Origin of the sequence: Sorangium sp. So ce128 (assembly GCF_051525245.1) — a bacterium.
In the GTDB taxonomy this organism is placed as follows: Bacteria; Myxococcota_A; Polyangia; order Polyangiales; family Polyangiaceae; genus Sorangium; species Sorangium cellulosum_B.
The window spans coordinates 8,252,738-8,278,321 of sequence record NZ_CP150313.1; the positions used below are offsets into that span (position 1 = coordinate 8,252,738).

General features: G+C 70.9%; 22 protein-coding genes. 6 read left to right on the forward strand and 16 right to left on the reverse strand.

Features of this window, described 5'->3' with window-relative positions; genetic code table 11:
- Window positions 1-4: 4 nt before the first annotated feature.
- The gene (locus WME82_RS31335) at window positions 5-484 is read right to left on the reverse strand and encodes an RrF2 family transcriptional regulator (RefSeq protein WP_437740156.1); all 480 of its coding nucleotides are present in this window, start codon (window positions 482-484) and stop codon (window positions 5-7) included.
- 297 nt (window positions 485-781) lie between these two features.
- Here WME82_RS31335 and WME82_RS31340 point away from each other — a divergent pair, with 297 nt between their 5' ends.
- Both WME82_RS31340 and WME82_RS31345 read left to right on the forward strand, forming a co-directional pair.
- Entirely contained in the window at window positions 782-2,470 is a 1,689-nt protein-coding gene (locus tag WME82_RS31340) for an acyl-CoA dehydrogenase family protein (RefSeq protein WP_438038314.1), read from the forward strand.
- Window positions 2,471-2,975: 505 nt separating this feature from the next.
- The gene (locus WME82_RS31345) at window positions 2,976-3,782 is read left to right on the forward strand and encodes a helix-turn-helix domain-containing protein (RefSeq protein WP_437740158.1); all 807 of its coding nucleotides are present in this window, start codon (window positions 2,976-2,978) and stop codon (window positions 3,780-3,782) included.
- 21 nt (window positions 3,783-3,803) lie between these two features.
- Here WME82_RS31345 and WME82_RS31350 read toward each other — a convergent pair whose 3' ends face one another.
- The 10 genes from WME82_RS31350 to WME82_RS31395 all read right to left on the reverse strand — a co-directional run bounded on the left by WME82_RS31350 (window position 3,804) and on the right by WME82_RS31395 (window position 15,852).
- A complete protein-coding gene (locus WME82_RS31350; RefSeq protein WP_438038315.1) occupies window positions 3,804-5,609 on the reverse strand; it encodes a hypothetical protein in 1,806 nt (601 codons plus the stop codon).
- Between the two features lie 73 nt (window positions 5,610-5,682).
- A complete protein-coding gene (locus WME82_RS31355) occupies window positions 5,683-7,128 on the reverse strand; it encodes a hypothetical protein (protein WP_437912015.1) in 1,446 nt (481 codons plus the stop codon).
- On the reverse strand, window positions 7,125-9,344 hold the full coding sequence (locus WME82_RS31360) for a bifunctional metallophosphatase/5'-nucleotidase (RefSeq protein WP_438038316.1): 2,220 nt from the start codon (window positions 9,342-9,344) through the stop codon (window positions 7,125-7,127). The genes WME82_RS31355 and WME82_RS31360 overlap by 4 nt, the downstream gene beginning before the upstream one ends.
- Window positions 9,341-11,311, reverse strand: a complete 1,971-nt coding sequence (gene ptsP / locus WME82_RS31365; protein ID WP_438038317.1) for a phosphoenolpyruvate--protein phosphotransferase — start codon at window positions 11,309-11,311, stop codon at window positions 9,341-9,343. The genes WME82_RS31360 and ptsP overlap by 4 nt, the downstream gene beginning before the upstream one ends.
- Window positions 11,308-11,592 (reverse strand): HPr family phosphocarrier protein, encoded by a 285-nt coding sequence (locus tag WME82_RS31370; RefSeq protein WP_272094687.1) that lies wholly within the window; start codon window positions 11,590-11,592, stop codon window positions 11,308-11,310. The genes ptsP and WME82_RS31370 overlap by 4 nt, the downstream gene beginning before the upstream one ends.
- On the reverse strand, window positions 11,589-12,650 hold the full coding sequence (rapZ, locus tag WME82_RS31375; protein WP_437740163.1) for an RNase adapter RapZ: 1,062 nt from the start codon (window positions 12,648-12,650) through the stop codon (window positions 11,589-11,591). The genes WME82_RS31370 and rapZ overlap by 4 nt, the downstream gene beginning before the upstream one ends.
- Window positions 12,647-13,942, reverse strand: coding sequence for an HPr(Ser) kinase/phosphatase (gene hprK / locus WME82_RS31380; RefSeq protein WP_438038318.1), 1,296 nt, complete (start codon window positions 13,940-13,942; stop codon window positions 12,647-12,649). The genes rapZ and hprK overlap by 4 nt, the downstream gene beginning before the upstream one ends.
- Window positions 13,939-14,418, reverse strand: coding sequence for a PTS sugar transporter subunit IIA (locus WME82_RS31385; protein ID WP_437740165.1), 480 nt, complete (start codon window positions 14,416-14,418; stop codon window positions 13,939-13,941). The genes hprK and WME82_RS31385 overlap by 4 nt, the downstream gene beginning before the upstream one ends.
- Window positions 14,419-14,857: 439 nt before the next feature.
- Window positions 14,858-15,226 carry a ribosome hibernation-promoting factor, HPF/YfiA family gene (gene hpf, locus WME82_RS31390; protein WP_437740166.1) on the reverse strand — a complete coding sequence of 123 codons (369 nt, stop codon included), beginning with the start codon at window positions 15,224-15,226 and terminating at the stop codon, window positions 14,858-14,860.
- 281 nt (window positions 15,227-15,507) lie between these two features.
- Window positions 15,508-15,852, reverse strand: a complete 345-nt coding sequence (locus WME82_RS31395; RefSeq protein WP_437708868.1) for a sigma-70 domain-containing protein — start codon at window positions 15,850-15,852, stop codon at window positions 15,508-15,510.
- Window positions 15,853-16,201: 349 nt separating this feature from the next.
- Here WME82_RS31395 and WME82_RS31400 point away from each other — a divergent pair, with 349 nt between their 5' ends.
- The gene (locus WME82_RS31400) at window positions 16,202-17,068 is read left to right on the forward strand and encodes an oxygenase MpaB family protein (protein WP_438038319.1); all 867 of its coding nucleotides are present in this window, start codon (window positions 16,202-16,204) and stop codon (window positions 17,066-17,068) included.
- Window positions 17,069-17,185: 117 nt separating this feature from the next.
- On the opposite strand, the gene WME82_RS31405 is transcribed toward WME82_RS31400, so the two are convergent.
- Entirely contained in the window at window positions 17,186-18,244 is a 1,059-nt protein-coding gene (locus tag WME82_RS31405) for a serine/threonine-protein kinase (RefSeq protein ID WP_437740168.1), read from the reverse strand.
- 165 nt (window positions 18,245-18,409) lie between these two features.
- Here WME82_RS31405 and WME82_RS31410 point away from each other — a divergent pair, with 165 nt between their 5' ends.
- Window positions 18,410-19,441 carry an isocitrate/isopropylmalate dehydrogenase family protein gene (locus tag WME82_RS31410; RefSeq protein WP_437740169.1) on the forward strand — a complete coding sequence of 344 codons (1,032 nt, stop codon included), beginning with the start codon at window positions 18,410-18,412 and terminating at the stop codon, window positions 19,439-19,441.
- Between the two features lie 66 nt (window positions 19,442-19,507).
- On the opposite strand, the gene WME82_RS31415 is transcribed toward WME82_RS31410, so the two are convergent.
- The 4 genes from WME82_RS31415 to WME82_RS31430 all read right to left on the reverse strand — a co-directional run bounded on the left by WME82_RS31415 (window position 19,508) and on the right by WME82_RS31430 (window position 24,113).
- Window positions 19,508-21,259 (reverse strand): ATP-binding protein, encoded by a 1,752-nt coding sequence (locus WME82_RS31415; protein WP_438038320.1) that lies wholly within the window; start codon window positions 21,257-21,259, stop codon window positions 19,508-19,510.
- 173 nt (window positions 21,260-21,432) lie between these two features.
- Complete coding sequence (locus WME82_RS31420) at window positions 21,433-21,876, reverse strand: gamma-glutamylcyclotransferase family protein (RefSeq protein WP_437740171.1); 444 nt, start codon at window positions 21,874-21,876, stop codon at window positions 21,433-21,435.
- Between the two features lie 819 nt (window positions 21,877-22,695).
- Window positions 22,696-23,280 carry a DUF2378 family protein gene (locus tag WME82_RS31425; protein ID WP_231864307.1) on the reverse strand — a complete coding sequence of 195 codons (585 nt, stop codon included), beginning with the start codon at window positions 23,278-23,280 and terminating at the stop codon, window positions 22,696-22,698.
- A 587-nt stretch (window positions 23,281-23,867) separates the two neighbouring features.
- The gene (locus WME82_RS31430; RefSeq protein ID WP_437740172.1) at window positions 23,868-24,113 is read right to left on the reverse strand and encodes a hypothetical protein; all 246 of its coding nucleotides are present in this window, start codon (window positions 24,111-24,113) and stop codon (window positions 23,868-23,870) included.
- Window positions 24,114-24,259: 146 nt separating this feature from the next.
- Between WME82_RS31430 and WME82_RS31435 the strand changes: the two genes are divergently transcribed.
- The gene (locus tag WME82_RS31435) at window positions 24,260-24,655 is read left to right on the forward strand and encodes a VOC family protein (RefSeq protein WP_438038321.1); all 396 of its coding nucleotides are present in this window, start codon (window positions 24,260-24,262) and stop codon (window positions 24,653-24,655) included.
- 188 nt (window positions 24,656-24,843) lie between these two features.
- On the forward strand, window positions 24,844-25,581 hold the full coding sequence (locus tag WME82_RS31440) for a M15 family metallopeptidase (RefSeq protein ID WP_438038322.1): 738 nt from the start codon (window positions 24,844-24,846) through the stop codon (window positions 25,579-25,581).
- Window positions 25,582-25,584 lie beyond the last annotated feature (3 nt).

Genomic DNA, 25,584 nt, shown 5'->3' on the forward strand with positions numbered 1-25,584 from the left:
CGGCTCAGATCACGTAGGTCGAGCGCTCTGGCCGCCCCTTGCGGTGCACGCCGAGCTCGACGCCGCGCTCGCAGACGTCGGCGATCGACACCGAGTCGAAGCAGCGCTCGATGGCGAGCGCCAGATCCTGGAACACGGCCGTGGGCGGGTCGAGCGGCGAGCCCTCCGGCCTGCCGTCGTCATCCGGAGCGATCACGGCGACCGGCCCCTCCAGGGCGCGGACCACGTCGCCCAGGCTGATCTCGCTCGCGGGCCGCGCGAGGTGGTAGCCGCCGCGCGGCCCCCGCTTCGAGCTGATGAGCCCGGCCTTCTTCAGGTCCTGGAAGATCTGCTCCAGGAAACGCGCGGGGATGAGCTCCCGCTCGGAGATCTCGCGGATCTGGGTCGGCCGCCCGTCGTTGTGGAATGCGATATCGAACAATGCGCGCACACCGTAGCGACCCTTGTTCGAGAGCTTCACCGCCAGCCATATGCATTGGTGCATCGGAGAAGTCAAGAACCGCACATTCAGCGACTTCCGCTTCTTTCCGTGCGACACAGCACCCGAACAGCCCACAAAAACCGGGCGTCGCGGGGAAATTACCAGCAGAGGTTCACCGTTCGCCGCGTCGGCGCGACGCAGCCTCCGGCTTCCTGTTGAACCGGGTGGGACGGGTTCAGTAGCTTCGAGCTCTATCGAGGCTGCGAGTCGCCGCGCGTGCACGGAGGGGCGCGCGGAACGTGATCGGCGCGCGGGCGTCGCACGGTTCGGGTTGCGGCGCACCAACCTAGGAGTCGGCCGGTGGCTTTCTATCAGGACCCCCCCACACTCGGGAACCAGTACGACGACGACCGCGTGCTGCGGTCCTATCTCGCGCGGGCCCTGCCGCGCGAGGTGGCCGCATCGATAACGCCTTCGCTGCGGGAGATGGGCGAGCTCGCCGGCGGCCGCCTGTACGAGCTGCAGCTCGCCGATCGCGCGAACGAGCCGAAGCTCACGTCGTGGGACGCCTGGGGAAGGCGCATCGACCACGTCGAGGTGACCCAGCTCTGGAAGGAGGCGGCCCGCATCGCGTGCGAGCGGGGGGTCGTCGCGACGGCCTACGAGCGGGCGCACGGCGCGTTCTCGCGCGTCCATCAGTTCGCGCTGGCGTACCTCTTCGACGCGTCGAGCGACGTGTACACGTGCCCGCTCGCGATGACCGACGGCGCCGCGCGGACGCTCCTCGCGAGCGACAACCGCGCGCTCATCGACCGCGCGGTGCCCCGGCTCACAAGCCGCGACCCCGCCGCCGCGTGGACCTCGGGCCAGTGGATGACCGAGCGCACCGGCGGCTCGGACGTGGGGCGGAGCGAGACGGCGGCGCGCCTCGACCCCGACGGGGCCTACCGGCTCCACGGGACGAAGTGGTTCGCCTCGTCGACCACGTCGGAGATGGCGCTCACGCTCGCGCGCCCCGAGGGCAACCCGGAGGGCAGCCGCGGGCTGGCGCTCTTCTACGTGGAGCTCGCCGGCGAGTCGGGGCGCCGCGAGGGCGTGCTGATCAACCGGCTGAAGGACAAGCTCGGCACCCGCAAGGTGCCGACCGCCGAGCTCACGCTCGACGGCGTCCTCGCCACGCCGGTGGCGGGCCTGTCGAACGGCGTCCGGGCGATCGCGCCGATGCTCAACGTGACGCGCACCTGGAACGCGATCGGCGCCATCGCCGGGATGCGCCGGGGGCTCGCGCTGGCGCGCTCGTACGCCCAGAGCCGAGTCCAGTTCGGCACGACGCTGGCGGAGAAGCCGCTGCACATGGACACGCTCGCCGAGCTCCAGGCCGAGTTCGAGGGCGCCTTCCACCTGACCTTCCGCGCGATCGAGCTGCTCGGGCGCGAGGAGACGGGCTCGCTCACCGACTCGGAGGCGAAGCTGCTGCGGCTGATCATCCCGCTCGCGAAGCTCACGACCGCCAAGCAGGCGGTGTCGGTGCTGAGCGAGGTGCTCGAGGCGTTCGGCGGGGCCGGCTACGTCGAGGACACGGGGCTGCCGCGCCTGCTCCGGGACGCGCAGGTCCTCACGATCTGGGAGGGCACGACGAACGTGCTCGCCCTCGACGCGCTGCGGGTGATCCTGAAGGACGGCTCGCTCGACATCCTCGCGGCCGAGGTGGCGCGCCTCCTGACCGGCGTCGTCGAGCCCAAGCTCGCCGAGGCCGAGACGTCCGCGTCGCGCGCGGTGTCCCACGCCCGCGCGTGGATCAAGGAGATGGCCGCCGCCGACCGCCCCGGCCTCGAGGCAGGCGCCCGCCGGGTCGCGATCACCCTGGGCCGGGCGCTGCAGCTCGCCCTGCTCGTGCGACACGCCGCGTGGGCCATGGACCGCGAGCGAAGCCGGACCGCGCTGGCCGCCGCCATCCAGTTCGAGCGCAACGGCGTCGACTGCATCCGGGACCACGATCGCGACACGATCGAGGCCCTCGCCGAGACGCGACAGCGGCCCGATACCTGAACAAAAGGTGGGGTCTACCCACTGAACAAATCCCTCCGGCAACCCGGGCGCGGCGACAGCGCGAGGCAGGCGTGGCGCCGCGATCCACGCGTCGTCCGCGACCTTCGACGATTTTTCCGTGGTCGCGCCACGTTCTGATCATACAGAATTAACTTTTGATTTCGGACGGTTGCGAACGCACGGCCGTACTGGAAGCGGACGGCATTTGTCCTAGCGTCGTGCGAAGGCACTAGACGGGACAACCTGAACGGGCTTACAGTAATGCGTAGCTGCGGCGCTGAACGCGTGCCCGACGCGGGCGACGTGCGGGCGGGCCCGTCCATCGAGGCGGGCTCCGCCGGCGCGGCGTCCCCGGTGGGGTGAGATCCGCCTGCGCGCGCCTCCGGCGCGTGCGTGGGACTTCGTCCGCCTCCTGGACGGATCGGGCTCGCGTGGGCCCGGGCACGCGCGCGGCGCGCGGTGTGGGTGAGCGCACACGACGAGCTGCGAGCTGCGAAGAGGCGAGATGAAGACGCAATACACGCTGCTGTCCGGCGAGACGGTCGAGTTCCCGACGCCGGCGGGCGAGCTGGGCGCCTTTCTGTCCCGGGTCCTGGCGGCGGCCAGGGATCCGTCGGTGTCCGATGCGGAGCTGCTCGATCTCGTGCTCGGCCCGGAGAACCCGTTGCTGGACAGGACCGCCGTCGCGGGCCGGAGCGTCGCGACCGCCGACGTGTACCGCGACCCGGCCTTCCACGTGATGCTCGACTGCGTGGCGCGGAAGCGGCTGCCGCCCGATTCGGCGGTCGTCACGCCGCGGACGCGGTTCACGATGACGGTGCCGGACGCCGCGCACCAGCTCGGCATCTCGGAGAGCGCGGTGCGCCAGGCGATCTACGCGGGGCGGCTGCGCGCGAGCAAGGAAGGGGGCACCTACTACCTCGATCCGCACTCGGTGGCGGGCTACCGCGTGAGCAAGCGGGGTCCGCGGCGCCAGGACCAGATGGCGAAGGGACCGCCCGGGGCCACGCTCGACGCGCGCATCGGCTCGGGGCCGGACGCGAGCTTCCGCGTGAAGCACAGCCGCGACGACTTCGAGCTGTCGGAGAAGCGCGGCCCCGAGTGGACGGGGATGATCCCGGCGGGGTGGCGGCGGATCGCGGTGCTCGGCACGTCGAAGGACCGCTCGCGCTACTGGGAGATCGAGCCCGCCGAGGGCGAGAGCGTGCTTCACTTCGAGGGCTTCTACCTGCGCGGCGGCTTCCGCATCGTGGAGACCGTGAGCACGTCGCCGCGCGCTGTCGCGGCGTTCAAGGACTTCCAGCCGCGGTGAGCGCGCGGCGCGGTCGCCGGATCAGAAGCGGGCCTGGAAGCTCGTGCCGAGGCCGAAGAAGTCGGGGTTCACGAAGGTGCGCAGGGCCACGGTGCCCTCGGAGGGATCGCGCTCCATGAAGGTGCCGTTGTTGTCACGCACATATTGAGCCCACGCCACCGCGGAGAGGATCTTGCTGATATCCCACTTGAGGCTCGCGCGGAGCTGGAAGATCGGGGCGGCGGAGGTGTTGAAGGGGAGGATCGACACATTGCCCTGCTCTCGGACGACGGACGTGCGCGCGATCACCACGCTCATGGCGTCGACGGACATCGTCCTGAACGCGGCGGGGAACTGCAGGCCCACGCCGAGGCCGGGCGTGAGCCGCGCGGACGCGAGGTGGTAATCGGCCGCGAGCGCGAAGAACAGCTCGTCGGCCGTCGAGGTCTGGGCGGTCTTCGGGATCGTCTGGAAGGGGATGAAGCTCGGCTGGTTGCGCAGCACGAACGGCAGGTCGCGGTAGACGCCCGTGACGCTCGCGCGCGCATACCCGGACTTGACGACCGCCTGGAGGGCGCCGGCGCGTGCCGGCTGGTGGGTGGTGGCGCCGGCAGATTCGAAGTCCTTGAGGTTCTGAAAGAGGTTCGTCGCCTCGAGGCTCACGGCCCATGTCGTCCTGGCCGGCGCGTACGGCTCGGGCTTGAAGAGGATCTGCGGCTTGCTGGGATCGTTGCGGTAGAGGAGGAAGTCGACCGACTGGGGGATGGGCTCGTTCCTGGCGTGCGCGACGATCCGGGCCGAGGCGCCGTAGGTGTAGACAGGGTCGCCGGCGACGTCGGGCAAGTCGAAGCGGCCCTGCTGGAAGTAGCCGGCGCCGAGGTCGAGGTGAACGTAGGGGTGGAGATCGGCGCCCCCGCCAAGGAGAAAGCCGTAGTTGGTCTGAGCGATTCGGATCTCCTCGGTCTCGCTCGTGCCGGGGGTGAGCACCTTCTGGACCTGGGTGAGGCTCGCGACCTTGAACCCCGCGTACACGCTGAACCGGTCGGCATCGAGCTGGACCTTCGCGCCAGGCGCGGTTCCGATGATGCGCGGGAAGATGGACTGGTTGGCGGAGCCGTTCGTCCCGCCCCACGAGATGTCGTAGAGGTAGCCGAGACGAAACCGGTCCGTGTCGATGGGCCAGAGCGTGACACCGACGCCGGTCTTCCCCTCTGCCCTGCCGCCTATGTGATAGAAGGCGCGAATGAACGATCCGGCGTCGTAAAACGCCTGATTGACGTTGTTGTTGTTCCTGGACAGCGCGGCGAGATCGATGCGCAGGACGAGCGAAGCCTCGGTGTCCAGCCGCTCGATGAACCCCGGCATCCTCTTGTAGAGCGCGAGGTGCGTCAGGTTCTCGCGCCCGCTGAAGCGGGAGTTGAGGTTGTCGAAGAAGAGCCGGTATTGCTTTCGATCGCCGACGCTGAGGTTGGGCGAGAGCGGCTGCGCCTGACCCGTGTCGTGGAGCAGGTCGTCGTCGCCGAGCGTCCACGTGAGGCGCGTGTCCATCGCGTCCCCCACGCGGACGAGAGGCTCGGTGGCCGCTGGCGGGAGGTAGGGTTCGATCCGCGGGAGGGTCGGGACGACGGCTGCGGGGGCGGGCTGGGAGATCGGAGGCGGCGCGGCGGCCGCCGGCGCCGGCGCGGCCTGGTCCGAGGCTGGCGCGTCGGGCGCCGGGGCCGGCACGGCCTGGTCCGGGCTCGGCGCAGCCGGCGCTGGCGGCGGCTGCGGCTGGCCCAGCGCCGGCGGCGCGAGCGTGAACAGCAAGGCCGCGGAGGCAGCAGGGGCGAGGAGCGCGCTTCGGTGCATGGCGGGCGGTGGCTTTCCTGGGCCTGGGTGAACCGGCGGGCGCGGCGCGGCCGCGGCGAAGGCGAGGAGGTGGCTAGTTGGTCTCCGCGTCGTCGTCGTCGAGGCTGCGCGTCCGGACGCAGGCCTCCTTCGAGGGCTTCGTGGCGGGCGCGCAGCCGGGCGCCCGGCAGACGAGGTCGTCCGGACAGCGGGCTTCGATCGTCCAGTTCAGCGAGCCGCCCGAGAAGCTCCGGAGCGTGCCAGTCACCGCGTCGATCACCTCGCCCCGGTGGGACGTCGGATCGAAGGCGCTCACCGTGCCCGTCTGGATCTGGATCCTGCTCGACCCGTCCGTGATCTTGTAGTTGCCGCGCGCGGAGTAGCTCGTCCACTCGCTGCACTCGGGGTCGTCCGAGCACGCGTTCGCGCAGCTCCGCTCGGCCTGGCTGTCGAAATCGACCTGCCCGTCGCCGTTCAGATCGCAGTTCGACTGCTCCGCGGCGAAGACGTTGTCCCTCGCGGGCCTCGGACCGAAGCGCTCGCCGATGTGGAACCCCTCGACGCGCACGAGCCCGCTCTCGAGGCGCTCCATGGCCAAGGCGCCAGCGATCGTCGGCCCGTCGAGCACCGTCGGCTCCGGGACCAGGCACTCCGCTCCTTCCTGCGCGCGCGCGATCTCGTACGAAGGGAACGAGAGCTGGGTGAAGCCGAAGAACTCGTCGACGGTGCCCGCGAGGTACTCGAGCCGATCGCAGACACGCAGGTTGGCAGGTGTGCTGAAATTGTACGCGAAGAGGTGGTTGAAGCCGCTGCCCTGGCCGGCCAGATCGGTGACGTAGAAGCCGTCGCTCGAGACACGCGTGACGACGACCTGCTGGGGAGCCGCGGTGTCGATCCGCATCGCTTCGGACGGATAGGGCGTCGCCGAGCCGCCGCCCTGCACGTCGGCGATGCGCGGCGAGGCGTAGGCGACCGGCTTCGAGACGCCGGCGCTGAAGGAGCCGCCCTCCTCGGTGTCGTCGTCCGCGAAGGCGCACCCGGGATCGGCGGGGAAATCGACGAGCATGTCGCCCGGCGCGTCGTCGTTGACGCCGTTGGCGCACGCGGGGCGGTCGCCCCGGGACGCGGGCCGGTAGCCGAGGTCCTCGACCCACAGCCGGATGGGCCCGTAGACGGCCGTCACGTGGGCGATCCCCTCGGCGACGCCGTCCCGCAGGCGGATGTTGCGGCCGACCGCGATGCCCTCGTCGTCCGCCTCGACGTCGAGCACCGCCCCGGGATCGACGCTCAGCCTGACCATGCCGTCGAAGGGCGTCCGGCGGCCGGCAGCGTCGCGCGCCTCGATCCTGAACGACCAGGTGTCCACCGTGTCGCCGCGGTTGGCCGGCAGCGGCGCCTCGGCGGAGGGGGGCGCTTCCCCGTTCACCTGCACGACCTGGACCCAGAAGCTCGAGACGCCCCGGGGCGGCCCGCCGTCGCTGCCGCACCCGGCGAGCGCGGCGGCCGCGAGCGCCGCTCGGCGCCTCGCGCGCGGCGTCACTGGCCCACCATCCGCAAGCGGCCGTCGGAGAAGTTGCCGAGCCGCCGGTCGACGCACGCCAGGTGCTTGCACTGCTCGCCCGCGGCGCTGCACGGGGCGAGCGCGCTCTCGCACTGCTCCCGCACCCAGTCGGTCGGCGCCTCGGCGCAGACGTCGCGCTGGTAGGCGGCGACGTCATCGCGGCAGCGCGCGAGCACACACGCGCCCCGGGAGCACGGCGCGTCGCCGGTCTTGCACGCCCGCCCCTCGACCACCGACTCGGGGCACGCGCAGACGAAGCCCTCGCCCGCGCCCGCGCAGTCGGCGTCCCGACGGCACGACGCGAGCTCGCCGCGCTCGTCCGCGCCGCACGGGCTGCCCGCGCGGATGGCGTCGATCAGCGCGTCGCGCTGCTGCACCTGGGTGTCGAGCTGCGTCGTGTTGCGCTGGAGCACGCGGAACCCGCTGCCGCCCTGGGCGAGGTAGCTCGACGTCGCCAGCTCGTAGGTCGCGATCGGATCGAGCGGCTGCCAGCAGCGCCTCGCCTCGACGTCGCAGCTGCCCACCTCGCCGCCCGGACAGTCGGCGTCGCCGTTCGGGCACGCTATCGCCGGCTGGCGCGCGCCGATGTACACGTGGGTCGCGACGCCGGACGCGGCGCCGTCGGCCGAGCGCGCGGCGCAGTGGATGACGACCCGCGCGCCCGCGATCTGCGCCTGCGAGACGCACCCGCGGCCGCTCGATCGACGCGCCACGAAGTCGAAGAGCTCCTGCACCTCGAGGCCGGAGAGCTGCATCTTCGAGATCGAGTTGTCGAAGGGGAAGACGTTGAACATCTGCTCGACCGTCACCGGGCCGGGCACGAGGTCGGCGCGGATGCCCGTCGTGTTCGTGAGCGCGAAATCGGTCTGGATGCCGAGGCGCAGCCACATCGCCCCGGCGATGAGGTTGCCCAGCGGCGAGTCGCCGCCGCTCGCCGAGGCGCGGCGGGAGCCGCCCGGCGCGTAGCCGACCAGGAGATCGAGGTTCGCGAGCGCGTCGAGCCCCTGCGCGTACGGCTCGAGCGCCGAGGCGACGATCGGATCGTCGGGCACGCCCTCGGTCACCGGGAAGAGCTCGTACCGGTCCGAGAGCACCTCGAAGCCGTTCACCGGGTCGTAGCCGCCCCCGAGCTCGGAGGCGTCCCTGGACAGCACGAGGTCGAGCCGCCCGACGAACTTCGCGAACGCGCCGGAGTGCGCGAGCAGCACGTCGCGCGGCGTGCAGTAACGCCGGCGCTTCGCGCCCTCCCCGGGCGAGCGCTCGTCGTTCAGGAGGATGTAGTGCCGCTGCTCCTCCTCGTCGTAGTACCGCGAGCAGTCGCGGACGCGCTTCGGCGGCTGGAGGACGATGTGGTTGTGCCCGCCGAGCACGACGTCGATGCCCGTCGTGGTCTCGATCATCCGCTCGTCGCCGTCGAGGCCGAGGTGCGTCACGAAGACGATGACGTCCACCGTGGGGCGGAGCAGGTCGACGTAAAACTGGGCGACCTCGGTCGTGTTCAGCGGGGTGACGCCGAGCCGGTTCGGCGCCTCGAAGATCGACGTCAGGCTGGAGAGGTTGCCCATCCCGACGACGCCGACCTGGAGGCCCTCGAGGTCGAAGACCGTGAACGGCTGCAGGATGGCGCCGAGCGGAGAGGCGCCGGGCTGCGCGGGGTCCTCGAGCTGGTAGTTCGCCGCGAGGACGGGGAAGCCGGCGTTCTGCTGGAGCTGGATACCGAGGTTCAGCGCGCCGCGGTCGAACTCGTGGTTGGCGACGATCATGGCGTCGACGCCCATGGCGCCGAGGGCGCGGATCTCCGCCTCTCCCGAGTAGAAATTGAAGATCGGCGCCCCCTGGAAGCAGTCGCCGCCGTCGAGGTGAAGCGCGCGCGACGACCGGGCGCGCTCGCGCCCGAGGAGATGGGACATTCGCGCGGCGCCGCCGACGTTCGCGATCGAGGCCGCCGCGCCGAGGCCGAGCCCCGCGTCCACCTGACCGAGCTGCAGGTTGTACGGGAAGAGCCGCGAGTGGATGTCCGACGTGTGGAGCAGCGTCAGGTGCACCTGCCCGACGAGCCGCGTCGGCGGCGCCTCCTCCTCGCAGCCCGCCGCGCACAGGCCGAGCGCCACCGCGCAGGCGGCCAGCGCGCGCGCCACCCCGGACGCGACCGGCACCGCAGGCGTCGGCCCCACCGCACCCAGCGCGCCGCTCACCGCGTGGCGCGCTCTCCCGTGAGCAGGTCGTAGAGGTCCGGCGCGAACGAGGCGGCGACGCAGCACTCGACCTCCTCCGCCGTCGCGCAGGCGAGCGCCTCCGCCGCGACCGCCTCGGCCTCGGCGACCGTCACGCGCCGGAGCGTCTCCTTGATCTCCGGGATCGCCGCCGCCTCCATCGAGAAGTCGCGGAGGCCGAGGCCGAGCAGCAGCAGGGCGGCGAGCGGATCGCTCGCCATCGCGCCGCAGAGGGAGACCGGCCTGCCGAAATCCTGGCCTGCCTGGATCACCTTCGTGATCAGCCGCAGGATCGACGGGTCGAACGGCGAGGCCAGGTAGGCGAGCGAGCGGCTGGTCCGGTCGACCGCGAGCGCGTACTGGATCAGATCGTTCGTCCCGAGGCTCAGGAACGCGGCCTCGCGCGCGAAATGATCGACCATGATCGCCGCCGAGGGCACCTCGATCATCACGCCGAGCGGGATCTCGTCGGCGCACGCCTGGCCGCGGGCGCGCACCTGCTCCTGCGCGCGGCGCAGCAGCGCGCGCACCTGCCGGAGCTCGCCGAGGCCCGCGACCATGGGGATCATGATCCGCACGTCGCCGTAGGCGGAGGCGCGCACCATGGCGCGGAGGTGCTCGAGGAAGACGTCGGGGCGCGAGAGCGCGAGCCGGACCGCGCGGAGGCCGAGCATCGGGTTCATCTCGGGCGGCACCTGGAACGTGGAGACGAACTTGTCGCCGCCGATGTCGAACGTGCGCAGCGTGACCGGCTTCGGGCGGAGCGCCTCGACGACGGCGCGGAAGATCTCGAACTGCTGATCCTCCGAGGGCGGGGACGTGCGGTCGATGTAGAGGAACTCGGTCCGGTAGAGGCCGATGCCGTCGGCGCCCTGGTCGCGCGCGAGGATCGCCTCGGCCGGGAGCTCGACGTTCGCCCGGAGCGACACCTTGACGCCGTCCTTCGACTGGGCGGCACGGTGCCTGGACTCCGAGAGCTCCTTGCCGAGCGCGACGTAGCGCTCGGCGCGGGCGCGCGCGTCCGCGAGCTCGGCCGGGCCGGGGCGAACGACGACCGTGCCGCGCAGCCCGTCGATCACCACGACGTCGCCCGTGATCACGCGCTGCAGCACGTCGCTGACGCCGACCACGGCCGGGATCTCCAGCGCGCGCGCCATGATGGAGGTGTGGCTCGTGCGGGTGCCGACCTCGGTGACGAAGCCGACGACCGGCTCGTCGACCATCGCCGCGGTGTCGGCCGGCGACAGGTCGTGCGCGATGAGGATCGTCGGCCCGGAGAAGCGCGGGAGCGCCGCGCCGAACGTCGCCGGCATGGCGATCGAGTTCTGCAGCTCGATCAGGCTGCGCGTGGAGAGGGGCGAGGTGTCGCGCGAGGACGGCGGCTCCTGGGGCGGGAGGCTGAACGCGCGCAGGAGGCGCTCGCCGACGAACAGGACGTCGTGGCTGCGCTCGCGCAGGTACGGGTCGTCCAGCGCGGCGAAGCGGCCGGCGATCGCCTCGCACGCGATCACCACCGCCCACTCGGCGCAGCGGCGCTCCTCGGTGACCTGGCGCTTCACGGCGTCGGCGAGGGCCTCGTCGCCGAGCATCAGCAGGTAGGCCTCGAGGATCGACGCCTCGGCGCGGTGGTCGCCGATGCGCTTCGCCATGTCGCGCAGCTCGTCCTGCGCGCGCTCGACCGCGGCCTCGAAGCGCTCGAGCTCCGCCGCGATCTCGCTGGAGCCGACGCGGCGGCGCGGGTGGTTCGTCCGGTGGCCGCCCATCACGACGGCCGCGCCGATGGCGACCCCGGGGGACCCAGCGATGCCCCGCAGCGTCTCCGTCCGGGCGCCGGGCGGCATCGAGTCGACCCGGGCGCCGGGCGCCGCCGAGCCGCTCCGGACGGCGTCCGCCGGGGCGGGATGCTCGTCCGGGGCGTCCGACGAGAGCGCGCTCGGGCCGCGCGTCACTCGTGCTCTCCGAAGCGCGCGGCGATCAGCTCGCCGATGGCGGAGACGGCGTCGGCGGCCTGATCGCCCGTCGCGCTCACCTCGATCTGGGTGCCCATCGACCCGCAGAGCAGGAGCACGCCCATCACGCTCTTCGCGTTGGCCGACTGCCCGTCCGGCCCGGTCAGCGAGATCTCGCAGTCGTAACGCCCCGCGAGCTGCACGAGCTTCGTCGCGGCGCGCGCGTGGAGCCCGCGGACATTGATGATGGTAAACCGCCTCGTTACCGCCTCGGTCGTCACCGCTCGCCCCCCGTCACGCTCGTGTCCGACGCCGGGCGAGGCTCCGACGGGGGCGCTCCCGGCTGCGCCAGCCGGAGATCCACGCCGGGCGCCCCGGCCATGCCCTCTCCCACCCCCGAGGGTACACCACTCGTGCTCGCCCGGGCGACGTCCCGGTGCACGACCGTGATCGGGAGCCCCGTCTTCCGCCGCAAGCTGTCGCTGAGCGCGTTGGTGAGCACGACGGAGCGGTGCCGGCCGCCGGTGCACCCGATGCCGACGGTGAGGTAGCTCTTTCCTTCGCTGGCGTAGCGCGGCATGCAGAACGAGAGGAGCTGCTCTGTCCTGCAGATGAACTCGAGGGCATCCGGGTTCTTCAGGATGTACTCCCGCACGGGCTCGTCGTTCCCCGTGAGCTCGCGGAGGCCGTGGACGAAATACGGGTTGTCGAGGAAGCGGACGTCGAAGAGCAGATCGGCGTCGAGCGGGATGCCGTACTTGTAACCGAACGAGATGAACCGGGTGGACATCCGGGGCACCTCGACCTTCGCGGGGCGCAGCCGCTCGATGACGACGCGGCGCAGGTCGTGCGTCGACAGCCGGGTCGTGTCGAGCTCGATCGTCGCCCTGGCCCGCAGCGACGCGAGCCGCTCGCGCTCCAGGAGGACGCCGTCGAGCATCGCGATAGCGCCGCTGCCGCCGGTCGTCAGCGGGTGCGGGCGCCGCGTCTCGCTGAAGCGCCGGAGCAGCGTCTCGTCCGAGGCGTCGAGGAAGAGGATCACCACGTCCCGTCCGGTCCGTATCGAGTCGAGCGCCGCCGTGGCGCCCGCCAGGAAGGAGCCCACCCGGACGTCGATGCCGAGCCCGATCCGGGTGATCCCGCCCGACTCGCACGCCTCGACCGCCGGCTGCACGAGCGACGTGGGCAGGTTGTCCACGCAGAAGAAGCCGAGGTCCTCCAGGGCGTGGAGCGCCGTCGACTTGCCCGCGCCGGAGAGGCCCGTGACGACGACGACGCGCCCCGGCGCGCCGTCGGGCCCGTGCAGGCCGTGCTGCTGCTGATCGCCTCCGTTGCTCACTCTCGCCTCCTCGGCCGCGGCAGGCTCACGGACGACTCCGTGGGGCTGAACCCGGAGCTCGGGCGATCAGGGGGCGGCCTGCCCCGATCCACGGGCGGCCGGAAGGCGCTGCTCGGGGGGTTCGGCGCGTCCACGCCGCGGCCGGGCGGCTGCGGCCGGGGCGGGCCGGGCGGCGCGGCGATCCGCGAGGCGCCTTCCTCGGCGAGCCTCGCCGGCGGCGGGATCGACGACTCCTCCGGCGAGCGCTCGCGGAGCAGCTCGCCCTCGACATTGCCGAAGAACTCGCGGGCCGCGTGGAACCCGGCGTTCTTCAGGAGCTCGTTGCGGGCGGCGACCTCGAGGATCGACGCCATGTCGCGGCCCGGGCGCACCGGGATGACGAGCTCCCGGATCTTCACGCCGAGGATGGTGTGGTACCGCTCGTCCAGCCCGAGCCGATCGTACTCGGTGTCCTTCGACCACTCGACAAGCTTCACCACGACGTCGATCCGCTTGCGCTCGCGGATCGAGGTGACGCCGAAGAGGTCCTTCACGTTGAGGATGCCGAGGCCGCGCACCTCGAGGTGGTACCGGAGGAGCTCCGCCGGGGCCCCGAAGACCATGCCGGGAGGGCGGTAATCGCACTCCACGGCGTCGTCGGCCACGAGCCGGTGGCCGCGCATCACGAGATCGAGCGCGCACTCGCTCTTGCCGATCGCGCTCGACCCCATGAGAAGGAGGCCCACGCCGAAGACGTCGACGAGCACGCCGTGCAGCCGCAGGCGCGGCGCCAGGCGATCGTCGAGCAGCGCGTGCAGCGCGGTGATCGTGGCGCTCGACCGCACCGCCGAGAGGAGGAGCGGCGTCCCGCTCTCCTCGGCGCACTGCGCGAGCTCCGGCACAGGGACGAACCCGATGCCGGAGCCGTTCGCCTCGAACGGCTGGTCGCCCTGCGTGAGGATGACGCAGCACAGGCCGAGCTCGAAGAAGCCGCGCAGCGACAGGAGCCGGTCCTCGCGGGAGAGCTTGTGGAGGAACGAGAGCTCGGTCTGCCCGAGGATCTGCACCCGCGTCGGGACGATGCCGTGGAAGTGGCCGACGAGCGCGAGCCCGGACTTCTGGATGCGGGTGTTCATGATGGGCCGGTCGAGGCCCGCGGCGCCGGCGATGAGCGTGAGGTCGATGCCGAGCCCCTCGTCGGCCATCAGGCTCCGCACCGCGATGGCGGGGCGGTCCGCCCGGCCACCGCGGGTCGAGGGGGGCATCCGGCCGCCCCCTTCCCCTTCGTGTCCGCCGCTGCGCGGGCCGCTCATGACACCGACCTCCCTTCCTCGGCCGCGATGAGCTCGAACGCCGCGCGCCCGGTCGAGGCGCCGAGCAGCCGCCGCCTGAACGTCTCGTCCCGCAGCAGGCGGGAGATGCGCGCCAGCGTCTTGAGGTGCTCGCCCGTGGCGCGCTTCGGCCCGATCACGGCGACGAGGATGGCCACCGGCGCCCCGTCGATCGCGTCGAAGTCGATCGGCTTCGGGCAGATCAGGACCGCGCCGATCAGCCGATCGACGCCCTCCATCGCGCCGTGGGGGATGGCCACGCCGCTCCCGACGCCGGTGGACTGCAGGCGCTCGCGCTCGCCGAGCACCCGCTCGATGTCATCGGCCTTGACCCCCGGCTGTCCTGCCGCGAGCAGGGCGGCGAGCCGGCGGAGCGCGTCCGTCTTGGAGCGGACGACCCCCTCCTGCTCGCTGGCGACGGATACCTGGTGCGCGGTCAAGATGTCGCGGACTTGCATGCTGATTTCGGCGCTCGGGCGAGGTGAGAGGGCTCTGGAACGGCGCACGTGGCAAGGTCGGCGCGGCGCTCGGCCAGGGCCAAGCGAGCCGATGTGGCCATCGTACCCTGGGGACTTCGGGTGCGCGACTCAAGGACGCTATCGCGGCGAGCGGCCCCGGAGGGAGCGTTCTTCGCGTTCTTCGCGTCGCGATCGCTGGGCGACCACCGCGCCGCTCCAGGCAGGCCCCCCGGCAGGTTGGCCATGCGCAGGGGTGAGCTGATGGAGACGAGCGCTCTTCGCCGCCGCGCTCGCCGCGGCGAGCGCGGCGACTCACGCGGAGGGAGCGCGCCGCCTCGCCCGCCAGCGGTGGCTCACAGGATGGGAGCGCGCCGCGCCGGCGGGCGCGGCTGCCCTCGCTCCGGCTCGCGCGTCGCGCCTCGGCGACGCGCGCGGCGGCTCACGATCGGGAGCGTCCCGTCGCGGCCACCGCTTCGCGCTCCACCTCGACGGCGTACTCGCCGGCGCTCGTGCCGCCGCGCTTCCGCGCTATGGTGTGACCCTTCCCATCCCGGATCTGCCGCTCGAGCTTGTCGTGGACCATGTCGATCGACGCGTACATGTCCTCACCCCGCTCGGTCGCATGGAAGGCTAGACTGCCGGAGGAGAGGCGAACGTCGGCGACGTGCGTCAGACCCTCGACGGAGAGGGTGACCTGCGCCGTCATCGCCTGCCTAAGGAACTTCTGAAGCTTGGCCACCTTCTCATGGGCGTAATTCTTCACGGCGTCGGTACCCACCATATGGCGGAACGTGATCGTGATGTTCATCGGGTCCAGCCTTCCTTCCCTGATGCGTAGATGAAACAATCGACTACGGCTACAGAGCACCCCTCCATCTCCATCGTAACACTGATGTAGAGCTCTGGTCTGCACTCAACGGCGCAGCGCTTTCGTTTTGTTTGGCGTCGTTCCGCTTCTGCGTTTCTTGCCGCGGGTTGCCGCGTCTTGCGCCAGCCTGCCGCAGCTTGCCACCTCTCGCGCACCTCGTCGTGCCCGCGCGTCACCGTGGCTTGCCGCGCTGCGTCCTGCGCGGCCAGCGCACCTCCTCTTCAACAAGCCTTGGCACGCCCCGCTTGTTCCAGCGCCCGGCGCACCGTGTGCGGGGCATGGCCCGATGCCAGCGCGATCTCGCCGATCGTGGGTGTGCGTCCGAGCTCGGCCGCGAGCCGCCTCGCGCTCGCGACGACGGCGCGGAGCACCTCGACATCGCCCCGATCGAGCGGCTCGGCGACGCGGAGGCCCTCGGACTCGAGCCGGTCGATGATGTACTCGACCTCCTCGTACGAGACCGCCCGGCGGTCGACGACTTCGGCGATGTCGTTGAGGTCCACCCGACCGGTCGACCGATGGCGTGTAAGGAGCTCCTGGATCATGTCGTCGATGACAGGCGGCACGGCGCTAGCGTGCCACCTTCGCGCAGGCCGCGCACGCGCCTGCGCGGGCGAAAGCGGGCCCGAAAGCCGAGCGCGAGACCGAGCTGATCGAGCGTCTCGGCGCCGCGCTCCCCGGCCCTCCCCGCGGCCTCGCCGCGCGGAGCCTGGCCAGCCGGCTCGCCCGGCGCGAGCCCGCCGCCGCATCACAGCTCCTCATTCACGGCGCGCCACGGTGAACCGCACCTCACCTCGCCTCGCCACGATGGCCACGATCGACGTCTTCATCTGTTCAGCGATGTTTCCGCCAGGCTGAGCGAAGCATGATAGAAATGGACGCGTCATCGGGCGGATACACATCAGGAGATCTTCCATGCGCTGGGCCCCTCCCGAATCGCGATCGCGCTATGCGATCCGCGACCATATCGAAGCAAACCTGGATCCGGTCAAGGATCATCAGGAGATCGCATTTCTCTCGACGTGCTATGATTTCCCGTGGGACACGCAGCACGCCCTCGAGCTCGCGCTGTTCCGTGTCTTCGGGATCGCCAAGGGCACACCTCTCCTGGTGCAGACAGGGGAGTTCCTCCAGCGCACCCAGAAGCGCTACGACGACACCGTCCTCATCCTCGCCGAGATGCTGGAGAACGGATACGACAGCGAGCGCGGCCGGGCGGCGCTGCGGCGCATGAACCGGCAGCACGGGCGTTACGCCATCCCGAACGACGAGTACCTGTACACGCTGTCGACGTTCATCTTCGAGCCCATCCGCTGGAACGAGCGCTTCGCCTGGCGCGCGCTGCTCGAAAAGGAGAAGCTCGCGGCCTACCACTACTGGAAGCAGGTCGGGACGCTGATGAACATCAAGGATATCCCGCCGAGCTACGAGGCGTTCGAGCGGTTCAACCTCGATTACGAGGCGGAGCACCTGCGGTTCTCGGAGGACAACCGGAAGCTCGCCGTGGCGACGCGGGACCTCGTGCTGGGCTGGGCGCTGCCGAGAGCGCTATGGCCGCTCGGGGCGCCGGTCCTCCACGCGATGATCGATGATCGCATGCTCGACGCCGTCGGGCTGCCGCGGCCTCCGCCCGGGCTGCGCGGCCTCGTGCAGGCGGCGCTCCGCGCGCGCGGCCCGCTCTTGCGGGCCATGCCGCGCCGGCGCTCGCCGCGCCTGCTCACTCAGCTGAGGAACCGCACGTACCCGGACGGCTACCGTATCGAGGATCTCGGCGCGCGGTGACCGGCGCAGCTCCACGGGCCGGCGAGCCCAGCCGCCGCGCCGGGCGAGCGGCTGCCTTCCGGCTCAAGGCTGCTTTCCGGCTCAAGGCTGCCTGCCGGCTCAAGGCTGCCTGCCGGCTCAAGGCAGCTGGCGCCGCAGGAACTTGAGCGCCTCCCGGGCAGCGCGGTTCACCGGCTCGTAGACGTCCGGGGTCGTCCTGAGCGGCGCGCCGATCGGCTCGCCCGGGCGGACGCCGAGGATGCGCTCGACGTCCTCCAGGAGCGATTGCATCGAGTCGTAGCGGTTCCCGGGGGCCTTGCGGAGCGCGGTGGCGACCAGCGCCTCGATCCGCCGATCGATGCCGGGCCGGATCGAGCTGAGCCGGGGGGCCGGGGTGCAGGCGTGCTGGGCGACGACCACCACGTCGTCTGGCGAGGAGAACGGCAGCTGGCCTGCGAGCATGCGGAACATGGTGACACCGAGGGCATAAATGTCGGTGCGGCCGTCGATGGGATCGGCGAGGGCCTGCTCCGGGGCCATGTAGGGGACCGTGCCCAGCACGAGACCGGCGGCGGTGGTGGGGCCCGTCTTCAGCTTCGCAAAGCCGAAATCCATCATCTTGAGCACGCGCGGGCCGCCCTGGGAGCGGACGAGGAACAGGTTGTCCGGCTTCACGTCGCGGTGGATGACGCCGGCCGCGTGCGCCGAAGCGAGCGCCGACGCCGCCTGCCGTATCAGCGGAAGCGCGACGGCCTCGCTCATGGCCACCTCGCGGCGGAGCAGGACGCCGAGCGACTCGCCGGTGAGCAGCTCGAGCACGATGAACGGGGACCCGTCCTTGCGCTCGCCCGCGTCGAGGACCCGGATGATGTTGGGGTGCCCGAGCTCGGCCGCCGCCTCGAGCTCGCGGAGGAACCGCTCGCGCTGGGCCCGATCGGCGGCGAAGCTGCGGTTCAGGATCTTGATCGCGACCTGCTCCTTCGTGCGGCTGTCCGCCGCGAGGTACACGCGCGACATGCCGCCGGCGCCGATGAAGCCCTGGATCACATAGCGATCCTCGAGGATGGCGCCGAACTGCCGCGTCGGCTGCGCCGGCGGCGGCGCGGCCGACAGCGACTGGACGAGGCGCGCGCCGTCGTCGGGGCAGAAGCCGTACGAGCGATCGGTGTACGCGCGGTGGCAGCGCGGGCAAATCATGGGACCCGGGTCATGATGGCGGCGGGGGCGGGGATCCTCAAGGGACTTGCGGGCGGGCGGCACGCGGCGCCGCTCCCGGCGAGGTGGATCGCGGCGCGCACCTCGGCTATGCGTGCGCCTTTCCTCGTCGACGCGACGATTCACCCCGAGATCGAGAGACAGCCCGTGACCTCACAGAAGCATCCTGCGACCCTCATCCCCGGCGACGGCATCGGCCCCGAGATCGTGGACGCGACGCTGCGCGCCCTCGACGCGCTCGGCGCGCCCTTTGAATGGGAGACGTGCGTGGCCGGCATGGCCGGCGTCAAGGACGCGGGCGACCCGCTGCCGCGGGCCACGCTCGACAGCATCCACCGCACGCAGCTCGCGCTCAAGGGGCCGCTCGAGACGCCGATCGGCGGCGGGTACCGCTCGTCGAACGTGCGCCTACGGCAGGAGTTCAAGCTCTTCGCCAACGTGCGCCCCGCGAAGACGCTCATCCCGGGCGGCCGCTTCGAGAACATCGACATCGTGCTCGTGCGGGAGAACCTCGAGGGCCTCTACGTGGGCTTCGAGCACTACATCCCTATCGGCAGCGACGAGCACGCGGTGGCGATCGGCTCCGGCGTGAACACCCGGGTCGGCTCGCGCCGCATCGCCGAGTTCGCCTACGACTACGCCGAGAAGAACGGCCGCAAGAAGGTCACCATCGTCCACAAGGCGAACATCATGAAGGCGCTCACGGGCATCTTCCTGGAGACGTCGCGCGAGGTGAGCAAGGGCTACGAGGGCCGCGTGGCGACCGACGAGCGGATCGTGGACGCGTGCGCGATGCAGCTCGTGCTGAACCCGTGGCAGTTCGACGTCATCGTCACGACGAACCTCTTCGGGGACATCCTCTCGGACGAGATCGCGGGCCTCATCGGCGGCCTCGGCATGGCGCCGGGGGCGAACATCGGCCAGCACGCCGCTATCTTCGAGGCGGTGCACGGCTCGGCGCCGGACATCGCCGGCAAGGGCGTGGCGAACCCGATCGCGCTCATGCTCGCCGCCGCGATGATGCTCGACCACGTGGGCCACCGGGAGCTCGCCGTCCGCCTGCGCGCCGGCATCGACGGGGCGCTGAACCTGGACGGGGTCCGCACCCGCGATCTCGGCGGCAAGGCGGACACGAAGACGCTCACCGACGCCATCGTGGCGCGCATCAAGAACGGCTGAGCGGGGCGCCGTCGGTGCGGCGGATCCCGCGCTTTCGCCGGGGCGCGGCCACGGGGGTCCGCGGGGTCAGCCGCCGCGCGAGAGCGGGAGCGTGAAGTGGAAGGACGTCGTCTTGCCCAGCTCGCTCTGCGCCCAGATCCGGCCGCCGTGCGCCTCGATGATGCCCTTGCAGATGTAGAGCCCGAGGCCAGTGCCGGGCGGTCGGCCCCGGGACGGGTTTGACGAGAGCCGCTGGAAGCGCTGGAACAGCCTCGGCAGCTCGTCCGGGGGGATGCCCGGCCCGCGGTTCTCGACCTCGACCTCGACCTCGGCGTCGCGGAGAGAGAGCGTCACGCGGGTCGGCGCGTCGGGATCGCCGTACTTGGCGGCGTTGAGAAGGAGGTTCCCGAGCACCTGGTCCATGCGCGCCGCGTCCACGAGGACGGGCGGCACGTCCTCGTCCGCCGTCAGCACGATCGCGTGATCCGGCCTCTCAGCGGCAGCGAGCTCGACGATCGCGTGGAGCAGGGCGCGCATGTCCGTCGGCTGCGGCTCGAGGGAGAGATGCCTCGCCTCGATCTTGGAGGCGTCGAGCAGCTCTTCGGCCATCCGATCGAGGCGCTGGACGTTCGACAGGATCTTCTGGCCCCACGCCGCCGCACCGGCGGACTCGGGCAGCCGCGACAGCATGCCCGCGTAGGCGGAGATGGCGGAGAGCGGTTGCTTGAGGTCGTGCGCCACGAGGGAGGTCCACTCCTCGCGGAGCCGCTGGATCTCCCTGAAATTGGTGACGTCCTCGTAGCTCGCGATGGCCCCGTGGATCGCGCCGTCCTCGCCCCGGATGGGGCCAGCGCTCACCACAACGGGGATGTAGCTCCCGTCCGTCCTTCGAAACCACAGCTCTTTACACGTCGTCCCCTCGCCACGCGCCGCGCGAACGAGGGGCATTTCAGGCAGCATGAGCGGCCGTCCCCCTGGCTCGCACAAAAGCGCGCCTCGCCCCACATCCAGCGCCTCTAGCGGGTGCGGCCCGCCGCAGAGCTCCTGGCAGCGGCGGCTCGCGAGGAGCGAGGGGCCGCCGCGCTCGTCCAAGACGGCGATGGCGACGGGGAAGTCTTCGATCACGCTCCGCAGCCATCGCCGCTCCTCCGCGAGGCCCCACTCAACCTCACGGAACGCAGCTTCGGTGGGCTCCAGCGCGTCCGCGCCCCGGCCCCGTACGTAGTCGGCGCCCCCGGGGCGCGTTCGCGCGCTCGCAGTGGGCTCAGCGCTCGCGAGCGCGAGCGCGAACAGCGCGCAGAGGGCCCGTACGCGCGGGAGGATCTCCTGGAAAGATGCGCTGCGGCTCCCGAACGCGCAAAAGAGGACGCCGAAGAGCCGGTCTGCGCTGAGCAGGGGCGCAGACAGAGCCCAGTGGGGCCTCATGCTGGCCGCGAGCGCGCCGAGGTCGGAGAAACGCTCGCAGGCGGCCTGGTCGACCAAGGCATGCTCGATGCGGCGGCTCTCCGCGGCGCGCAGCACGAGGGACGACGTGCCCGTGAGGTCCGTGAGCTGCGCGGCGAACGCGCTCGGCAGGTTGGAGGAGGCGACCAGCCGGATCGGGCGCGCGTGTTCTTCCACTGCGGCGCCGTACAGGAGCGAGAGGTCTGCGCTGAGCAACCGGGCGGCTTGCTCGGCGACAACCTCGCGGAGCGCTTGCGGTTGAAATTTCCCAGAAAGCGCGGCGGCCGCCTCGACGACGACCTCGGCGAGCTGGGCAGCGGCGGATTCAGGCTTGCCGTCGTCGTGGCCGAGTTGGTCGTGCGCCGAGATTTCCGCCACGCTTTCCCCTGCGGCCATGCTCATAGCACCTGCGCTGGCGCGCGCCGTTCCACGAGCGACGCGCCATGCCTGCTCCGAGGGTACAGTATGCGCTGTGTGCCGAGGGAAGGCTTGTGCGCCTGCGCAGCGACGGCTCGCACGGCGCGGCGCGCGCTGAGCGCCATCGGGGTAGAGAGGAGCGCGCAGACTGGTCAGCGGGAGGTGTCGAAGCGGCGCTTCGCCCAGCTCACGAGCGGGCTGTTGTCCCGGGTCCGCACGGCGCCGGGCGCGCCGCGGCGTTTCCGCCAGTCGCCCTCGCGGACGCGCCGGCAGCCAGCGGCCTGCTCCATGGAGAGGAGGTAGGCCTGGGCTTCGCGGCCGTCGGCGAGGCGGATGGCTGCTCTCCGGTGCAAGACCGGGTGTCCGCGGTGCACGTCGAGCGCGGCCAGCGCAGCCGGAGCGATGGCATAGAGCTCGCCGGTCACGGCGATGAGCCCTCCCTGGACGAGGGCGCCGCTGGTGCCGAGATCGACGAGCGCGTACTGCGGTGTCGTGGTCGCCACACCGAGCGAGCGGGCTGACGCGAGCCATTCGTGTTGGTCCTCGCCCTTCATGAGGTTGTCGTAGACGAAGAGGACGATCTCGTGGGTAGTCATTGGCGTGGTCCTCGGGACGGCCTCTGCGGCCCGGCTCAGACGCTCGCAAAGGGAGGGCGCGAGCGCAAGGCTGGTCGGAGCGACGTCAGCGAAGCCGTGGAGAGCTGTAGCCCCAGAGGAATATTGCACCTGCGCGCCCATGGTAAGCCGCCGTTCTTGCGGAGGGCTCGCCAACTCCAAGGCACGTCCACCAGTGCCCACAGTGCCTCATGCTCGCTTGACGCCCGCGCTCGATAAAAGTTCGAGCGCAATTTTGCGCAGCAGGCCGATGTTCTCCTGCCCGGCGCGAGTGCGGCTTTCATCCAACCGAGCATTCACCTTCTCGGAAGGCGACCTCGATCCATCAACAGCGATTCTCGATCAACTCGTGTTGAAACGATGATCTCTATGGTCGCCAGGTTCGCTCAGAAGGCCGCAAGCCGACTCAAATCACCGCACTTCCATGGGTCTCGAATTGCCCGCCTTGATCCTGCACTCGCCTTACCGCAAGCGCGCACGGAAAACGCGCATCGACGTCGGCCCCCCTCGCTCCCCCCTCCCCCACCACCGTAGCGCCGGTGGGAGCGTCCACGCGGCGGGGGCGGGTGGGCGCGGCGAGCACCGACCGAGGTGCCATAAGGTCGCAGGGGGCTCCACGTCTCAGGCGCGCCTTGTGTGGCGCGCAACATAACGTCCCAGCAGGCATGGCCCGAAGGGAGACATGCCGGGCGGTGTTCTCAGCGCAAGCGCCTCGGTCCCCGTCTTGGCGGATGGCCGAGCGCCCACCCGCCCCCGCCGCGTGGACCCTCCCGCCGGCGCGGGCGACCCGCTTGCGGCGGGCTACCAGCTCACCAGGAACTGAAGCGTCTCCGCCCCTCGCACCTCGACCGAGATGGTCGGCTTGGCGCCGTACCCCATGACGAGCGCCTCGAAGTTCCCCAGCGGGTACTCCAGCGTACCGCGGTGGCTGCTGATGTCGATCTGCACCTCCGACGGCCCCAGCTGCCGCGCCCTGGCCAACGGCCCCTTCACGAGCGCGCCCAGGCTGCCCGTGTAGCGCATCAGCGCGGCGCCCGGGTCGGTCGCCAGGTGCATCGTGATCCGACCGAGCGCGCTTTCCCTGAAGGCCCCGACCTGCTGCCGCGCGAGGCGACGGTAGCCTTCCCGCGAGCTCCGGTTCGGGTGTGAGAGCCGCGCAGCCGCGTCGTAGAGGCGCAAGAAGTCGCGCGTCGGATAGTCCGAGAACGGCAGGTAGAGCCCACCCCTCGGCGGGCTCGACAACGTCGACACCACCTGCGCGAAACGCTCCCCGAGCGTCGCCGCCAGCGCGTTGAAGAACATCCCCTTCATCGCGTAGGACTCGGGGACCCCCGCCACAACGGCGTCGATGTCGATGTTGCCGAGGAGCGGATCGGAAGGACGCACCTCGAACGAAGCTCCGTTCGGCCCGACAAGCAGCCCCTCTGTGGACGGTGCGCTCGGCGGCGCGACGCTTCGGGGCACGGCGCGCATGACACCGCTCTTGGGGATGGGCGTCTCGTTCGCTTGCCGGCGCTGGTCGCTACGGACCTCTTTCATAGGGAGCTCGCCGCAAAAAAAGACTCAACACAAAGGCCGCTTGCGGCAACCACCGCAGCGAAGGGCACACGATCCACCTAGCAACGGCCATGCCGACCGCTCATTGAGCGAGTCACCGCGTGAACACGGGGTTCATGCCAGATTTCCCTTGCATGGATGAAACGCTGGTTCAGCGGTGCAACCGCGCGGAGACGACCGGGACGGTGTTCATCTCCGCTCAGGCCGGTCCACGCGTCTGCGGCGGCACACACCCGCCAGCGTCCCGAGCCGAAGGAACACCGCGTCAACGCGCCGTGAGGCCCGCGTCAATATGCCTCGCGGCTCGCCTCGATGTGCCTTGAGGTTCGCATCGATACGCCCCGAGACTCGCCTCGACGGGCCGTGAGGCTCGCCTTGACGCACCGGGAGTGCCGAGCTCGCGGAGAGCTCCGTTCTCACCACGGACGCTCCTCGGCCCAGAAGAACCGTCGAGCGGCGGCGAGCATCGCGTGCGCCTGCCCACGATGAATCGGGTGGGCGACGAGGTGGACCTGCGCGCTCCCCACGCGCTCGACCTGGACGTGGGACGCGTGCAGAAGCCGCACTTCGCCGCGCAGAAGCCGCACCTCGCCGCGCAGAAGCCGCACTTCGGCGTCGAGCGTGGGGAGCCTCTGGTTCGACCAAGCGTCGCGCTCTGCCATCGATCGAAACGTGGTGAGGGCGGTTCATGCGCGAGAGCTCCGCGCCTCGCTCGCGCCGTCCATCGAGCGAGGCTGCTGACCGGACGCTGTCAGCAGCTCCGCCCTAGGATGCCGGCGCGTGGGGCAGGACCCCCGAGGAGAACCTCATGAACACAGGACTGGGTGGCGTGATCATCTATGTGCCCGACGCGGTGGAAGCCGCGGCGTTCTACGAGCGCGCGTTCGGCTTCGAGCGCAGCTTCGTCTCCAGCGACAACGAATACTGCGAGCTGAAGGGCAGGGTGCCGCTCGGGTTCGTGCAGGAGGACTTCGCCCAGAAGGGCCTCCCGGAGCTCGCGAAGAACAGGCCAGGCGAGCGCCCCGCCGGGTTCGAGATCATCGTCACCAGCGAGGACGTCGACGCGGCGTTCGCGCGCGCCGTGAAGGCCGGCGCAGCCCCCGTGTCGGAACCCCACGACAAGCCGTGGGGCCAGCGCGTCTCCTACGTGCGCGACCTGAACGGCGTCCTCGTGGAGATCTGCTCGCCGTGGACCTCTCCATGAGCTCACCGCAGCTCACCTCATGAGCTCGCCGCAGCTCACCCCATGAGCTGACACCGACCGTGCGATCGCGAGCGATGCGGCGCGCCGTCCGCCGCGAGAATGCGCTCGTGCCCCTGACGGTGCTTCTCCTGACAGGCTTTTACGGCAAGTCCTTGCCGCGCCTGACGCGGCCTGCTTAACCTCCGGCCGTGAACGCGAACGGACGGACACGGGTGCACCTGCTCGTGGCAGCAGCGATCGCCCTGCTCGCGGCCGGCCCCTCGGGGCTCGGCGGCGGGCCCGTCGCGGAGGCCAAGGAGCCGGCCCGGGGAAAGAAGGCGAAGAGCTACGAGTGCCGCGTCCAGAGCCCGCAGAAGTTCCTGAAGCGGCGCACCTTCGTCCAGAAGGGGATGCTCAACCCGAAGAAGCACGCCAAAGCGGTCCGCTACCTCGCCGAGCACTACGGCCACGTCGAGACCGAGGAGACGCGGCGCCACAACTCCGAGAGCGCCCACTCCCAGGCGACGGGCGTGCAGTTCATGGGCCTCCCGCTCTCCGTCCACGAGAAGATCGCGCCCGCGCTCCACTGCGTCGAGAAGCGGATCCGCTCGACGTGCACCCGCAAGTCCCGCCGCTACACGCCGCGCGCGGTCGGCGGGTTCCGCACGGCGAACAGCTACCGCGGCGCCGAGATCTCGAACCACCTCTTCGGCATCGCCATCGACATCGATCCCGATCGGAACCCGTGCTGCGGCTGCGTCGACCCGTGGCCCACGAGCCCGCTGTGCCAGGAGAAGAAGCGCTCTGCCTACGAGCGCACGGCCCTGTCCCGCTGCTGGATCAAGGCGTTCGAGCGCTACGGCTTCGACTGGCTCGGCCACGACGACCTCGAGGACACGATGCACTTCGAGTTCCTCGGGGATCCCGACCGGATCAAGAAGAAGTAGCGC